General features: G+C 38.0%; 13 protein-coding genes. 4 read left to right on the plus strand and 9 right to left on the minus strand.

Annotation, left to right across the window (positions count from 1 at the left end; translation table 11 throughout):
- Nucleotides 1-2 precede the first annotated feature (2 nt).
- The 7 genes from KI338_RS05755 to KI338_RS05785 all read right to left on the minus strand — a co-directional run bounded on the left by KI338_RS05755 (nucleotide 3) and on the right by KI338_RS05785 (nucleotide 7,777).
- Nucleotides 3-1,151: a Leu/Phe/Val dehydrogenase gene (locus KI338_RS05755; RefSeq protein ID WP_212919980.1), complete on the minus strand. Its 1,149-nt coding sequence runs from the start codon at nucleotides 1,149-1,151 to the stop codon at nucleotides 3-5.
- A 94-nt stretch (nucleotides 1,152-1,245) separates the two neighbouring features.
- Complete coding sequence (locus KI338_RS05760; RefSeq protein ID WP_212919981.1) at nucleotides 1,246-1,722, minus strand: flavin reductase family protein; 477 nt, start codon at nucleotides 1,720-1,722, stop codon at nucleotides 1,246-1,248.
- 36 nt (nucleotides 1,723-1,758) lie between these two features.
- Nucleotides 1,759-2,742 (minus strand): 3,4-dihydroxyphenylacetate 2,3-dioxygenase, encoded by a 984-nt coding sequence (gene hpaD / locus KI338_RS05765; RefSeq protein ID WP_212919982.1) that lies wholly within the window; start codon nucleotides 2,740-2,742, stop codon nucleotides 1,759-1,761.
- A 14-nt stretch (nucleotides 2,743-2,756) separates the two neighbouring features.
- Nucleotides 2,757-4,217: a 4-hydroxyphenylacetate 3-monooxygenase, oxygenase component gene (gene hpaB, locus KI338_RS05770; protein WP_212919983.1), complete on the minus strand. Its 1,461-nt coding sequence runs from the start codon at nucleotides 4,215-4,217 to the stop codon at nucleotides 2,757-2,759.
- 15 nt (nucleotides 4,218-4,232) lie between these two features.
- Complete coding sequence (gene hpaE, locus KI338_RS05775; protein WP_373306328.1) at nucleotides 4,233-5,720, minus strand: 5-carboxymethyl-2-hydroxymuconate semialdehyde dehydrogenase; 1,488 nt, start codon at nucleotides 5,718-5,720, stop codon at nucleotides 4,233-4,235.
- Between the two features lie 13 nt (nucleotides 5,721-5,733).
- A complete protein-coding gene (gene hpaI, locus KI338_RS05780) occupies nucleotides 5,734-6,654 on the minus strand; it encodes a 2,4-dihydroxyhept-2-ene-1,7-dioic acid aldolase (protein WP_212919985.1) in 921 nt (306 codons plus the stop codon).
- 448 nt (nucleotides 6,655-7,102) lie between these two features.
- Nucleotides 7,103-7,777, minus strand: a complete 675-nt coding sequence (locus KI338_RS05785; RefSeq protein WP_244853373.1) for a GntR family transcriptional regulator — start codon at nucleotides 7,775-7,777, stop codon at nucleotides 7,103-7,105.
- A 135-nt stretch (nucleotides 7,778-7,912) separates the two neighbouring features.
- On the opposite strand from KI338_RS05785, the gene KI338_RS05790 reads away from it, so the two are divergent.
- Together KI338_RS05790 and KI338_RS05795 are read left to right on the plus strand one after the other, a co-directional pair.
- Nucleotides 7,913-8,404, plus strand: coding sequence for a DinB family protein (locus KI338_RS05790; RefSeq protein ID WP_212919986.1), 492 nt, complete (start codon nucleotides 7,913-7,915; stop codon nucleotides 8,402-8,404).
- A 422-nt stretch (nucleotides 8,405-8,826) separates the two neighbouring features.
- Nucleotides 8,827-9,675 carry a CvfB family protein gene (locus tag KI338_RS05795; RefSeq protein WP_212919987.1) on the plus strand — a complete coding sequence of 283 codons (849 nt, stop codon included), beginning with the start codon at nucleotides 8,827-8,829 and terminating at the stop codon, nucleotides 9,673-9,675.
- A 101-nt stretch (nucleotides 9,676-9,776) separates the two neighbouring features.
- Here KI338_RS05795 and KI338_RS05800 read toward each other — a convergent pair whose 3' ends face one another.
- Complete coding sequence (locus KI338_RS05800; protein WP_212919988.1) at nucleotides 9,777-10,064, minus strand: hypothetical protein; 288 nt, start codon at nucleotides 10,062-10,064, stop codon at nucleotides 9,777-9,779.
- A 170-nt stretch (nucleotides 10,065-10,234) separates the two neighbouring features.
- Between KI338_RS05800 and KI338_RS05805 the strand changes: the two genes are divergently transcribed.
- Together KI338_RS05805 and KI338_RS05810 are read left to right on the plus strand one after the other, a co-directional pair.
- Complete coding sequence (locus KI338_RS05805; RefSeq protein WP_212919989.1) at nucleotides 10,235-11,437, plus strand: dicarboxylate/amino acid:cation symporter; 1,203 nt, start codon at nucleotides 10,235-10,237, stop codon at nucleotides 11,435-11,437.
- A gap of 218 nt (nucleotides 11,438-11,655) precedes the next feature.
- Nucleotides 11,656-13,353, plus strand: a complete 1,698-nt coding sequence (locus KI338_RS05810; protein ID WP_212919990.1) for a M3 family oligoendopeptidase — start codon at nucleotides 11,656-11,658, stop codon at nucleotides 13,351-13,353.
- 108 nt (nucleotides 13,354-13,461) lie between these two features.
- Here KI338_RS05810 and KI338_RS05815 read toward each other — a convergent pair.
- Nucleotides 13,462-14,165 (minus strand): transposase (locus tag KI338_RS05815; RefSeq protein ID WP_244853376.1); only part of this gene is annotated, 704 nt, incomplete at its 5' end.

The following is a 14,165-nucleotide window of genomic DNA, read 5'->3' on the forward strand; positions in this document are numbered from 1 at the left end:
GGTTACACCTCTTTTATAAATGTCCACTTCGGGCTTTTGTGTCTCTTATAAAAATTATTACGGACACGTTGTTCCTCTAATTGTTGTTGACACTTGCGATTGGCTGCCTCTAATGTTGTAATGGCATCCAGCTCTGACTGCTTATAAATCTCTAAAATAGAGTTATAGATTGCTTTCGTTTTTAATAAGACTCTAGCTTTATTTGGACCGTAGAGTTCATCCGCAACCTGTATGAGTCCTCCAGCATTGACAATATAATCAGGTGCATACAATATTCCTTTTTCATGTAAGAGCTTCGCATGCTGGTCTGACTTTAGTTGGTTATTAGCTGACCCAACAATAGCTTTTGCCTGGAGCTTTGCAATAGTTTCATCATTCAAAATACCACCCATGGCACATGGAATAAAAATATCTGCTGCAACTGCATAGATAGCTTCACTATCTACAACGGTTACATTTCCTTTAGAACTATTTGCCATATCTTGGATAGCTGTAAGTGTCTCATCCGAAATATCGGTTACTATTAAATTAGCACCTACTTGTAATAAATGCTCTGCCACCTTGAAGCCTACCTTACCTAGACCTTGAATTGCGTAAGTTTTACTAGCGAGATCCTTATCACCAAATAAATATTGATTTGTAGCCTGTAGCGCATAAATAACTCCCTGTGCAGTTGGTATTGATGAATCACCACCACCGCCAAACTCCTCGGGAATTCCATTTATAAAATTTGTTTCCTTTGATGCCTGTACAAAGTCATCCATTGTCGTTCCCATGTCTGTACCAGTAAAGAATCTACCGTTTAGCGAGTCTACGAACTGTCCATAAGCCCTGAATAGGGCTGGTGACTTATCTGTTTTTGGGTCACCAATAATAACTCCTTTTCCTCCACCAAAATCAATATCTGCTGCAGCACATTTGTATGTCATACCTTCCGAAAGTCGAAGAACATCATTTAATGCATCTTCTAAACTAGCATATGGATACATTCTCGTGCCCCCTAGCGCAGGTCCTAGAGTTGTATTGTGGATGGCTATAATTGCTTGTAGTCCTGTTGTAGGATCATTACAAAATACAACTTGCTCATGTCCACTTATTTTTTCAAAAATATCCATTGTTAAATGAGTTGACTTATCTAATTGCTGTTTCATGGTCCAACCCCCAATCAGTTTGAAAAAATTAACTTTTGCTGTCTATATGACAATACGACAAAAGCGCTTCACCGTTTAACCTTACCAAGTAAGACTAATTAACCCGTTCACTATTCCCCAGCTCTCGATATTTTCCTTGAAAAAATGTGAGTGGGTCCCCATCTCGTATTTCTAAATCGATTACTTTTCCAATGAATAGGGTATGATCCCCAGCATCTATTGCTTCATGTAGATCACAAACGATATTGACAAGTGCATCCTTTATCGTTGGCATTTCCTGTAACCAGTAAAAATCTATTTCACGTGTTTCGTTAATCTGACCAGCAAAATATGCCGATAAATCTCTTTGTTCCTGATTTAAAAAACTAATCGCAAATTTACCGGAGTTTTCTATATAACGTTTCATGGTTGCTCTATGATCTACTGACACTAATACTAGTTTTGGGTCTAAGGAAACAGACATAAAAGCATTTGCAGTCATACCGTGAATTTCTTCGCCTAGCTTGGTCGTAACCACCGTAACGCCCGTAGCGAATTTTCCCATTGCGTTACGGAAAATACGATCATCCATTTACCTGCCTCCTTTTTTCTATATTTTGGTTGGCAATCAAATCACAAAGGTAGGTTTATGCTGCTCTAACTTTGCAGGTAGTATTTCCATCTCTTTTCCTGTGTGAACATTTAAAACAGGCGATGCTTCGGTAAACCATTTATCTGGTGCTTCATGTCCCCAAAAAGTTTGGCGCATTGGATCATTAATATCCCAACGAATTGGTTCGAAGTCAGGATCACTTGTTAAATAATCCCCACTATATAATTCGATTCGGTGTCCATCTGGATCCCGTAAATAAAGAAAGAAGGCATTGGACAATCCATGTCTACCGGGACCCCTCTCTATTGCTTCACCATAGCCCATTGCCGCCAGTACATCACAAGTATGAATCAGTGATAATTGATCCGGTAGCCAGAAACCAATATGGTGTAATCTAGGTCCTTTACTATTCATAAACGCGACATCATGAACATTCTGTTTACGATGTAACCATGCTGCCCATATATTACCTTCTGGAGTGTCCGTGTATTCTGAACAAGCAAAGCCTAGATTTTCTTTATAAAATTTATATGCTGCCTCTACATCTGATACTGCACAGTTAAAATGATCAATTCGTTGCATTCTAGAGCCTTTGTACAAATCATATCGTTGGAGGAGTCTTTCAACTGTATCCATCTCCGCGAAAAATTCCAATGGTAAACCAGACAGGTCATTTACTCGTAAGGAACGACCTAACGCATGCTGCTCTCCTTTTTCAACCCATTTAATCGAGTATCCTTCTTTTTCAAACATGATTGCTAACGAATCTAAATCAGCTTCTGAAGAAACCTTATAACCTAATACCTCTACTGCAGCTTTATCCGCCTTTTTCAAAACTAGACTGTGGTGATTATGTTCTTCTAAGCCACGTAAATAGATATGATTTTCATCTGACTCTGTTTCGATAAAGCCCAATGCATCAACATAAAACTTTCTTGATGCTTCTAAATTGGTAACTAATAGAACAGACCTTGCACAGCGAATGACATTATAATTCAAACCATTCTCCCCCTTTAGGCCTTTACACTACTAGACTTTTTTAAAAAATCTTGAATATAGTTTCTAAATGGCTCTTTATCATAGTTTTCAAAATATGTCATCCCCATACGAATTGGATCACCAAAGAAGTAATATTCGTAATGTGTTTGTCTGCTACCGAAGGCACTCAATGTTAGGTCCCACGCTAGACGGAATAGCTGTACCCGTTCGTAACCTTCTAAATTTTTACCCTGTAATCCACGGTGGATAATTGGACCAATTTCATCATGGTGGAAATCTGCTTCTGTTGGGATTCCCATTAACCCGGAAGCTCCCAATATACGAATAATCTCAGTCAATCTAGGATAAATTCTTGGATACCAATTACGCGCAGCATCTAAAGCAGCAAAATCTGGTGTCATCGTTCCAGAATTATCTAGCTTAGCATTATGCTCGGCACGATATAAATGTGATTTCATAGTTTCAAGGGTAAGCATGATTTCTGTTCCTTTGTCCTGAACATGCTGGAACCCATCAATTCCGATTGCATCCATTACACTAAGTGCAACACCCAATACAAATTCTGTTTTCACGATATTTTTCGCCACAACCTGGTGAGACATATGAACCACCGCATTTGTTTCCTTAAACGTACGATTACATACTGAAGAGTTCCCACATACGAAAACTCGTTCCCAAGGGACAAATACATTTTCAAACGATACGATGGCATCTCCCTCTTCAAATCTAGCTCCTAGTGGGTGATCCCATTCATTTTTTCCATAATCAAAGGATTCACGACTAATGAACTTAAGACCAGGAGTATTATTCGGTATGGCAAATGCTAGGGAATATGGATCGTCTAGCTCTCCTGCCTTCTTCACAGTAGATGGGAAAACCAAGATTTCATCTGTGATTCCACCCTGTGTAGCTAGCAACCTAATCCCATCGACAATAATTCCGTCCGAACGCTCCTCCACTAAATGAAGTGCAACATTCGCATCCTTTTGCTGGTGCTGCATTTTAGCACGATTTACCTGTGGGTGGATTAGTGTATGTGTTAGACTAATATCATTTTCACGAGCATATTCATAATAATTACGTGCATTCTCGGCAAAGCGTGGGTCACCTTCTGCAAAAAGGCTATTATTAACGCCCATTGCCATTACTTCGGCATTTAAATAATCTGGTGAGCGTCCCATCATTCCCCCTGATGTTTTTGCCCATTCTTGGGTTGCTTCTCTGCGAGCTATCAAATCCTCTATCGTCCTCGGCTGTAGAAAGGTCATCCCAACCTTATTACCTGTGGTCGGTGATGTATAAAGCATTTTCTCAGGCTTTTCGTACTGTAAATCATATAAGTTTGCCATTGATTTAATGACATTTTTAAATGCAGGATGTTCTGTAACATCGTCAACTCTTTCCCCATGAATATAAATATTATTATTTGCTTTTTTTAATCCTTCGATATACTCTTTTCCTGTTTTCGCTGGCATCTAATAATTCCCTCCTTATTTCCCTTTACCAAATTTCGGAATATGATGGTCTCCTATTGCGATATGGATTGCTTTTGGCTCTGTATAAAATTCAAAGATGGCGAAATGTCCACCTTCACGTCCAATTCCACTAGCCTTCATTCCGCCAAATGGAATACGTAAGTCACGAACATTTTGGGAATTGACCCAAATCATTCCTGAATCAATTGCTTGTGCTACCCGATGTGCTCGCTTAATATCATTTGTCCAAACATATCCCGCTAGACCATAATCTACGTCATTCGCTATATGAACAACTTCTTCTTCTGTTTCAAATTCAATGACTGCCATGACCGGTCCAAAGATTTCCTCCTGGCATACCCGCATCTCATTTTTGGCATTTAATAATAGAGTCGGTGGTACATAATTTCCAGATTTGAAAACTGGTGGAACTGTACCCTGATACACCTCACAGCCTTCTTCCTTGGCTAGTTCAATATAGCTCGTGACCTTTTGAAAATGTCCTTTATCGATTAGTGGACCAAGTTCGGTCCTATTGTCCTTTGGATCTCCTACAATGATGTTTTGGACTCTTTCTTTTAAAGCAGTAGTAAATTTTTCTTTTAAACTTTTATGAATAAAAACTCTTGAATTCGCAGTGCAACGTTCTCCATTAAAAGAGAAAATCCCCCAAATAGCCGCATCCAGTGCTTTCTCAAAATCCGCATCCTCAAAGATGATCAAAGGAGATTTACCACCTAGTTCCATCGAGGTTTTCTTTAACGAATCAGCAGCATTCTTGATAATCCGTTTTCCCGTAGTTGTTTCCCCAGTAAAGGAGATCGCTTTGACTGTAGCATGCTTTACAAGTGCTTCTCCTGCTGTTTCTCCAAAACCATGCACAACATTGAAAACACCCTTTGGTAATTTTGCTTTTTGTATAACGCTTGCTAAAATATTTGCGGATAATGGGGATAGCTCTGCTGGCTTCAGCACTACAGTATTTCCTGTAGCTAGTGCTGGTGCCACCTTCCATGTCAGTAACATAAACGGAGCATTCCATGGGGTAATCAGTCCCACAACACCTAGTGGTTGGTAGACGGTATAATTCATGAACTCGTCATCAACCTGATAAGCATCTCCATGCATTCTTGCTTGCACCACTCGGGAGTAAAAACGGAAATTCTCTGCACCTCTAGCCGCCATTTTACGTGTTTGGCTGATGGGTAATCCTGAATCAAGTGACTCAAGATGCGCTATCGTTTCCGCCTCCTCCTCAATTAAATCAGCTATCCTATCTATATATTTCATTCTTTCAGATAGTTTCATAGAGCCCCATGGTCCATGTTGAAATGCTTCACTTGCTGCTGCTACTGCCTTATCGATATCAGGACTTGATCCTTTTGCCACAAGGTTCGTGACTTCATTTGTAAAGGGATTGATATTTTCAAAGGTTTCTCCACTTGCAGCATCAACAAATTCTCCATTTATGTAGAGTTTTACATCCTCTAACCTTTCTCCCAAAATCTGACCCTCCTTAGATTTCAACATCTTCCGTAATTAACTGATAATCTAGCAATACTTCACGTATTTCGTTTTGAATTTCTAGTGATGGAACATCTAGTGGCTTTCTTAGTATTGGTTTAATCTTGCCCATCATGCCAAGCGCTGCTTTAGCTGGTGCTGGATTCGTATCTCGGAAAAGCACATCGTTTAGTGGCATTAATTCGTAATGCAGGTCTTGTGCACTTTTTACGTCCCCTCTATCCCAGCGATTGTAAACTTCAGCCACTTCACGTGGTGCAACATTTGCAGTTGCACTAATATGTCCCGCTCCACCAATGGCAAGCATTGGATAACAAAGAACCTCAATGCCAGAATATAAATTGAAGTTCCTACCACATTTCAGCAATACTTTGTTAACATGTTCAAAATCCTTATTGGATTCTTTTACTCCGATTATATTTGGACAATCCTCTGCTAATCTAGCAATTGTAAACGCTTCCAAATTTACTGCTGTTCTTCCCGGAATGTTGTATAAAATAATTGGTATGTCTACTGAATCTGCAACCTGTTTAAAGTGTTGGTATAATGCGTGTTGGTTTGGTTTGTTGTAGTAAGGAACAATGACCATTGCAGCATCTGCTCCCATTTCTTGTGCAGCCTTTGTCATGCGGAGTGTTTCTTGGTGGTTAGTTGATCCGGTTCCTGGGATAAATGGAACTCTTCCGTTAACTGTTTTGCAAGCTGTTTCCATTACTTGAATTCGTTCTTCAATTGACATCGAGCTAGGTTCACCAGAAGTTCCTGTTACGGATATGCCATGACTCCCACTAGCAATTTGCCAATTAATCAATTCCTTAAATTTTTCAAAATCAATGGACTCATCCTCATTAAATGGGGTGATCACAGGTGCAATCGAGCCTCGGAATCGTTCTTTTGCCTCTTCAAAAGCCATTTGATTACCTCCAACTCATATTTTAGTAAGGTATAGCATCATTTAGTATTGTGGAAATCCTCTCTGAAATATTGTAAACCATTAGGAGGATTACCGTTCAAAGATGTGGGATAAATTTAATAACTGATAATTTTCTGAACAATTAAATCATATATGATTTCATATGTCATGTCAATACGAAATATTCACTTAAGGATTTAAATAAAATAGAAAATCTTCATCTCTCAGCAGTTATGGAGAAAAGAAGAAGACAGAACTACATTAGTTGATCTTTATTGTTCCTTAGCTTATCTTCTAGAGGATTTTTTGTAGAGGAAGATATCATTTAAAAATTCCATTATGTTTAGTAGAAAAATAGATGGAAAGTATCTCCACATCATCTGCAGTAATACAAAATAACTTTAATAGCAAAAAACAGAACCAAGGAGATTTTCCCTAGTTCCGTTTTTTACATGAAAAGTGAATTCGTTTCTATCAAATTCTTTCTTCGCTTTTCAAAGTTCTCCGCGGTCTTAATTTTATGATCTCGTGCTAGAATTTCTACTTGCTCTGAATCCCCAGATTCTAATAGTGCTATGATTTCTTTATGCTCCTGTATCGATTCCTTGACCCGCTTCGAATATAATGTTGATCCAGTTCCTCTAATCGAGTCAATACGGTTCCATGTGTTTTGGATTGTTTCAAGCAAATAATTATTGTCGCATTGTTCACAGATAATACGATGAAAGGTAGCATTTAACTTGCTAAACTGAATAATATCGAAATCCTCCAGTGCCTCCTCCATAGATATATTCAGTTCTCGTAATAGCTTTAATTTTTCCTTTGGAAAGCTTTTCGCTGCAAGGCCAGCAGCGTAGCCCTCAAGTCGCGCAAGAACGTGTACTGTGTCCAGATAATCAGACTCATTTACTTCCGCGACAACTGGTCCTATGTTACGTTTATACACGACAAGTCGCTCTGCCTCAAGCTGGCGTATCGCCTCCCGAACAGGTATCGAACTGGTCGCCAATTCTTTCGCAATCTGATCAATCACAATCCGCTGACCAGGTACATATTCCCTTTCAATAATTCTTCCTTTTAGAATTCGATATACTTTTTGCTGTTTATTTTCTCTTATCATCATAATCCTATAGTATAGGAAATGATATATAATGTCAATATTCTGAAAAAGAGAACTCCTGAATACAGAACGTGCGTTTGCCAAAATGCAGTATTTATGTTAGACTATTCTTAATTTACAAAGAAATGGGGAATGAAAATGAGTGAGGAAAAAAATATCATTGATCAATTTAGTCAATATTCATCTTGGCTAAGTACATTGGAAGGGATTAATGAGGAATTGTGGTCTAGACCGATAGCCAAAGGAAAATGGTCCATAAGTGAGATTATAGCTCATATTACGAATTGGGATAATCACCTTTTATCTGAAGTAATTCCAGCCGTAAAAAATGGGCAAGGAATGGAGTTTCCTGATTTTGATACATATAATAAAGAAGCATCTAACTATGTTAAATCTGGTAAATCCCAATCAGAGCTTCTAGAAGAAGCGAAGCGTACAAGAGAACAACTTGTAAGGGAACTTCATGCACTACCAACCGAAACATTAAATAAAGCAACAACCTCAAACGATGTGACTCATTGTCCACATACTGGTACACCTTATTCACTACTATATATAATTAAAGAATTTATCGATCATGACAATCACCATAAAAAACAAATTCTACAATTTTTAAAGGAAGTCATTTGACAAAAAACATAATTTATGCGATAATATTTTAGTTACTAAAGTAACATTCATATCTGGCATTCTACAATGTTTTTGTTGATGCTTATTCACACTGGCGCGACTAAAGGGTCGCAAGGACGTAAGAGCAGGTTGGGCTTACGTTGTCTAGGTTAGAAGACATAGGGTTAACTAATAGTCTGCAAGCCACTGGGGCAGAACCTAATAATCCAGGTGGAAGAGTTACCGCGGTTTAAGTGAAATTCTAAAAACTCGGACGGTATTTGCCGAGTAACAACTTTTGCGAAACATAATTAAATTGAATTTCCCACCCGTTATTATTTCGGGATTTAATAAAAATAAATGATGTGTTACTTTAGAAGTCTAAGGGGTACCCTAATGGATAGGGTATCCCTTTTCCAATACATAAGAAATGAGGGGTAAGGTTGAACGAAATTGGTACTATTCAAGCAATGACAGTAGATCGAAAAATAGACACTGGCTATGTAGTGAAAAAAAATACTACAGAAGCACTACTTCACCATAATGAGACTACCGGTGAAATAGACGTAGATCAAACTATCGACGTATTTTTATATCAGGATAAAAAAGGGAACGTAACAGCTACGATGATACTCCCTACTGTCGTCATGGATCGGTATGACTTTGCAAAAGTAGTTAATGTTATTCCTGGTTTAGGTGTTTTTGTTGATATTGGAACGACAAAGGAGTTTCTTGTTTCAAAGGATGATCTGCCATTATTTGAAAATGTTTGGCCAAAAGAAGGAGACTTACTTTTTGTTACATTAGGGAAAGACAGAAAAGGGAGACTTCTTGCCATTCCTGCTACAGAAGGTATCATTTGGAGAGAGATTGAACGTGCTCCTGAATCGCTACTAAATAAAACAATATCCGGGCGAGTCTATCATACAAGCCGAGAGGGTTCTGCTATCATCACAGATGAATTCTTTCGAGGTTTTATCCATCACTCTGAACGAAAAACCGAACCCCGTCTAGGTGAACTTGTTCAAGGGCGAGTTATCGAGGTGAAATATGATGGGACATTGAATGTTTCCCTTCGTCCATTAAAGCAATATGGTATGGTAGATGATGCAAATATGATTTTAGAACACCTCGAAGCTCATGGAGGTGTCATCCCATTTGACGATAAGAGCGACCCAGATGATATTCGTGGAACCTTCAAAATCAGTAAAGCCGCATTCAAGCGTGCATTAGGAAGATTAATGAAAGAAGGCAAGATTGAACAACGTGATGGAAACACTTATTTGAAATAGTCCATAATAGGAGTAGCTGAATAAAAAATAACAAGAGCACAGAGGATTAATTACGAATCTAGTTCATACAGACTCGTTATCCTATGTGCTCTTTATCTTCTTTATGCCTTATCATGTATCTGATAAGCATGACTAACACTTGTCACTAGGAAACTTATTCCCCCTGCAAACATAAATGCTATTCCCCAGCCACCAAGGCCCGCTTCCCAGACCATTACTTTTTCCGGTGTGGCAAAACAAGCAAGAATAATTCCCCCAAAGAATAGAATTGCACCTGGATAATAAGGTAAATAACCATTCCCGCGAGAAACCTTTAAGAAAATATAGCCTAAAATAATTGCTGCTACTGCTAGGACAGCTCCTATTGTCACTACCGCTTGAACTAACATTTTTACACCTCACTTTGCAAATTATTTATAGTAAATATCAAAATTTTTTGATATACTAATATATTTTTAGATTAGTATGAATACTATTGAAACAAATGTATTCAAAGGTGGTGATATTTACTTAAATGACATAGTTAGTTCTACTATACCAAATGAAAGGAGTTTTATCTATGAAAAAGAGTTATTTATGGCAGATACTCGCAGCTTTTGTTTTAGCTATTATTGTAGGGTTATTGCTTGGAGAACGCGCGACGTATGTTCAGCCACTTGGTGACTTATTCTTACGGCTCATCAAATTCATTATTGTTCCATTAATTTTGGCAACCATTATCATTGGAGTTACGAATGCAGGTGATATGAAAAAACTGAGTAGACTCGGAGGAAAAACAATTGCTTTTTATTTAGCTACAAGCGTTATTGCCGTTGCTATTGGACTAGTTGTTGCCATCTTAGTTTCACCTGGTACTGGTGTAGATGTAGAGCTAAAAGAAGAAAATATCCCCTCTGTTGAAACCCAAAGTGTAATCGATACATTATTAAACATTATTCCTACTAATCCAGTAGAATCCCTCGCTACAGCAAACGTTCTACAGATCATCTTCTTTGCTATTTTTCTCGGAATTGGAATTACGTTAGTTGGTGATAAAGCTAGACCAGTAGAGCGGTTCTTTCATGGACTGGCAGAAATCATGTATAAAATTACAGGAGTCGTAATGACACTCGTACCACTTGGAATATTCGGATTGCTTACACCAATTGTTGGCCAATATGGACTGGATGTTTTGATGCCTCTTATGAAACTAATCCTAGCTGTCCTTATTGCTAGTATTCTTCATGTAGCTGTTATTTATTCGATTGCGTTAAAAACGCTTGGAAAAATGAACCCCCTTCACTTCTTTAAAGGTATCTTACCAGCTGCAACTGTTGCTTTTACAACCTGCAGTAGTTCTGGAACCTTACCCGTCACCATGAAAAATACACAAGAAAACCTTGGCGTATCCAAAGAAACAACAAGTTTTGTATTACCATTAGGTGCAACGATTAATATGGATGGAACTGCGATTTATCAAGGTATCGCTGTAGTATTTACAGCACAATATTTCGGAACAAGCTTAAGCCTGGGGCAGCTTGTGATTGTCGCATTAGTCGCAACACTTGCTTCTATAGGAGCGGCAGGGGTACCTGGGGCAGGTATGGTAATGCTAACGATGACACTAGCTGCAGTAAACCTACCTCTTGAGGCAATTGCCCTAGTAGCAGGAATTGATCGTATTTTAGATATGATTCGAACGACTGTAAATATAATGGGTGATGCAGCAGCAAGTGTTGTGGTTGAGCAATCGGAACGTAACGCTGAGCAAATAGCTGCCTAACACGATGATTTGGGAGAACTGGCTATGAAGCTAGTTCTCTTTTAACTTTTTAATAATAAGTTTTTATAATGAAAGATATAATTTAAAATTTATAGCCACTCTTTCACGGCAAATTAACGTATTTTTACCACATTCAAACTAAAATTATCTTATTTTTCCTAAAAATAGTGTAAACTAGAATAAAGTTATTAATTATAAAAAATTTAGGGGGAAACTAATTGAAAACATTTGAAGATTATACATATGAACGTCCTGAGCTAGATCAGGAAAAGAAAACATTTTCAATGCTGTTAGAAGCATTTGTGAATGCAAATTCTGTTGAAGAGCAGAACAAAGCAATTGAAAAGATTAATGCTTTTCGTAATCGCTTGTCAACCATGTTCAATCTTGTATACATTCGCGCTTCCATTGACACAAATGATGAATTTTATCAAAACGAGCGTGATTACTGGGATGAAATCTTACCAGAGATACAGAAGCTAAATACAGACTTTTACAAAGAATTAATTAAAACTCCTTACCGTGCAGAATTAGAGAAAAAATGGGGTTCACAATTATTCAAGATTGCAGATTACTCTATTAAAGCATTCTCACCAGAGGTTATGGGGCTGTTGCAAAAAGAAAATAAGCTTACTTCAGAATACGCTAAGCTTGTTGCTTCAGCACAGGTGGAGTTTAATGGGAAAACCTATACATTAGCCCAATTAGGACCGTTTCTTCAGGACAAAGACCGTGATGTTCGTAAAAAGGCTGCGTCTACATCAGCAGGATTCTTTGAAGCAAATGCAGACAAATTTGATGAAATCTATGATCAATTAGTTAAATTACGGCATGAAATTGCGATAACTCTTGGCTATAAAAACTTTGTAGAATTAGCCTATATTCGTATGATGCGTATCGATTATAATGCAGAGATGGTTGCAAACTTCCGAAAACAAGTTCAAGAATCAATCGTACCTTTAGTTTCTAAAATATTTGATAAACAACGCGAACGAATTGGACTTGATTCCTTAAAATATTACGATGAAAACTTCCAATACAATACTGGGAATGCTACCCCTAAAGGGTCCCCTGAATGGATTATTGAAAATGGGAAAAAGATGTATGAGGAACTTTCACCTGAAACAAATGAATTTTTCCATTTCATGATTGACCGTAAGCTTATGGATCTTGAAGCGAAAAAAGGAAAAGAATCTGGTGGATACTGCACATTTATCGAGGATTACGAATCACCATTTATATTCTCAAACTTTAATGGAACATCTGGTGATATTGATGTACTAACTCACGAAGCTGGCCATGCGTTCCAAATTTATCAAAGTCGTAGCATTGGAATTCCGGAATATCTCTGGCCAACTAATGAAGCTGCAGAAATCCACTCCATGAGTATGGAATTTTTCGCATGGCCATGGATGGAGCTATTCTTTAAAGAGGATACCGAAAAATATAAGTACTCTCATCTATCCGGTGGTCTAAGCTTCCTCCCTTATGGAGTTGCAGTCGATGAGTTCCAGCATCTCGTATATGAAAATCCGGATTGGACTCCTGAGGATCGTAAGGAAGCTTGGAAGAAGTTAGAGGAAAAGTACTTACCTCACCGCGATTATGATGATATGCCTTATTGGGGAACAGGTGCTATTTGGCAACGTCAAGGACATATTTATGAAAGTCCATTCTACTACATTGATTATACATTAGCTCAAATATGCGCATTCCAGTTCTGGAAGCGTTCAAGAGAGAATCGTAAGGAAGCTTGGAATGATTACCTAAACCTGTGTAAACTTGGTGGTTCAAAACCATTCCTAGGTTTAGTTGAAGCAGCAAACCTGCTTTCACCGTTCGAAGATGGCACCATTGATTTTACGGTAAAAGCTATAGAAGAATGGTTAGATGCTGTAGACGATAAAAAGTTGTAATAAGGATGAAGGAAAATAACCTAATTAACTTCAATAATTAGGAAGAATAATATGAACAAGAGGCTGGGACATAACTAGCCAAAAATAAATAGAAATGGTTCCAATCATCTAAAAACTGGTGCTTGGAACCATTTTTTTTGGTTTGTTTTCAATATTCATTGGTAAATTAGGTGTTCTGGCGGTAAACTTTCTCAGGTTTACCGCCATGAATGCAAACCCTAATTCATTTACTACTTTCTCTTTGCCCCTTACAGACATTCGAGTGAAACGCAAATTAGCCTTCAGAAATCCGAAGACTGGTTCCACATCAATTTTACGTTTCCCATAGATCTCACCAGTTTCTTTTTTCGAAAGCTGCTCTTTTATATATTCTTTTTGTTGTTCCCATTTCTCATTATAGAAGATTTTCCGATTACTTTCGGCTTTCGCCTTGGTACATAAAGAACGTAATGGACATCCAGAACAGTCCTCGCATTCATATACCTTAAATGAACGTGTAAAACCGTATTTGTCGGTTCGTTTAGAGTGATATCGGAACGTTAATGTTTTATTATTTGGACAGGTAAAAGAATCATCTACTTCATTGTATTTCCAATTGGCTAAGTTGAAAGGGTCATTCTTCTTTTTCTTCTCATTTCGATATTGGTTATAAGTAATTAGTGGCGTCCGTTTTCGATGGGAGAGGACATCCTCATAATTTTGTTCACTTCCATATCCTGCATCAGCTACAATGTACTTTGGTAACGAGAAGAACTTCTGTTCAATCGTATTCAGGAAAGGAATAAATGTACGTGTATCTGTCGGATTGGGAA

Source organism: Ornithinibacillus bavariensis, assembly GCF_018333235.1.
Classification (GTDB): domain Bacteria; phylum Bacillota; class Bacilli; order Bacillales; family Amphibacillaceae; genus Ornithinibacillus; species Ornithinibacillus bavariensis.

What these genes read in the sequence shown, in the direction of transcription:
- KI338_RS05755 (WP_212919980.1), bottom strand. Translation starts at nt 1,151, where the DNA reads ATGAAACAGCAATTAGATAAGTCAACTCATTTAACAATGGATATTTTT.
- KI338_RS05760 (WP_212919981.1), bottom strand. Translation starts at nt 1,722, where the DNA reads ATGGATGATCGTATTTTCCGTAACGCAATGGGAAAATTCGCTACGGGC.
- hpaB (WP_212919983.1), bottom strand. Translation starts at nt 4,217, where the DNA reads ATGCCAGCGAAAACAGGAAAAGAGTATATCGAAGGATTAAAAAAAGCA.
- hpaI (WP_212919985.1), bottom strand. Translation starts at nt 6,654, where the DNA reads ATGGCTTTTGAAGAGGCAAAAGAACGATTCCGAGGCTCGATTGCACCT.
- KI338_RS05785 (WP_244853373.1), bottom strand. Translation starts at nt 7,777, where the DNA reads ATGATGATAAGAGAAAATAAACAGCAAAAAGTATATCGAATTCTAAAA.
- KI338_RS05790 (WP_212919986.1), top strand. Translation starts at nt 7,913, where the DNA reads ATGAGTGAGGAAAAAAATATCATTGATCAATTTAGTCAATATTCATCT.
- KI338_RS05800 (WP_212919988.1), bottom strand. Translation starts at nt 10,064, where the DNA reads ATGTTAGTTCAAGCGGTAGTGACAATAGGAGCTGTCCTAGCAGTAGCA.
- KI338_RS05805 (WP_212919989.1), top strand. Translation starts at nt 10,235, where the DNA reads ATGAAAAAGAGTTATTTATGGCAGATACTCGCAGCTTTTGTTTTAGCT.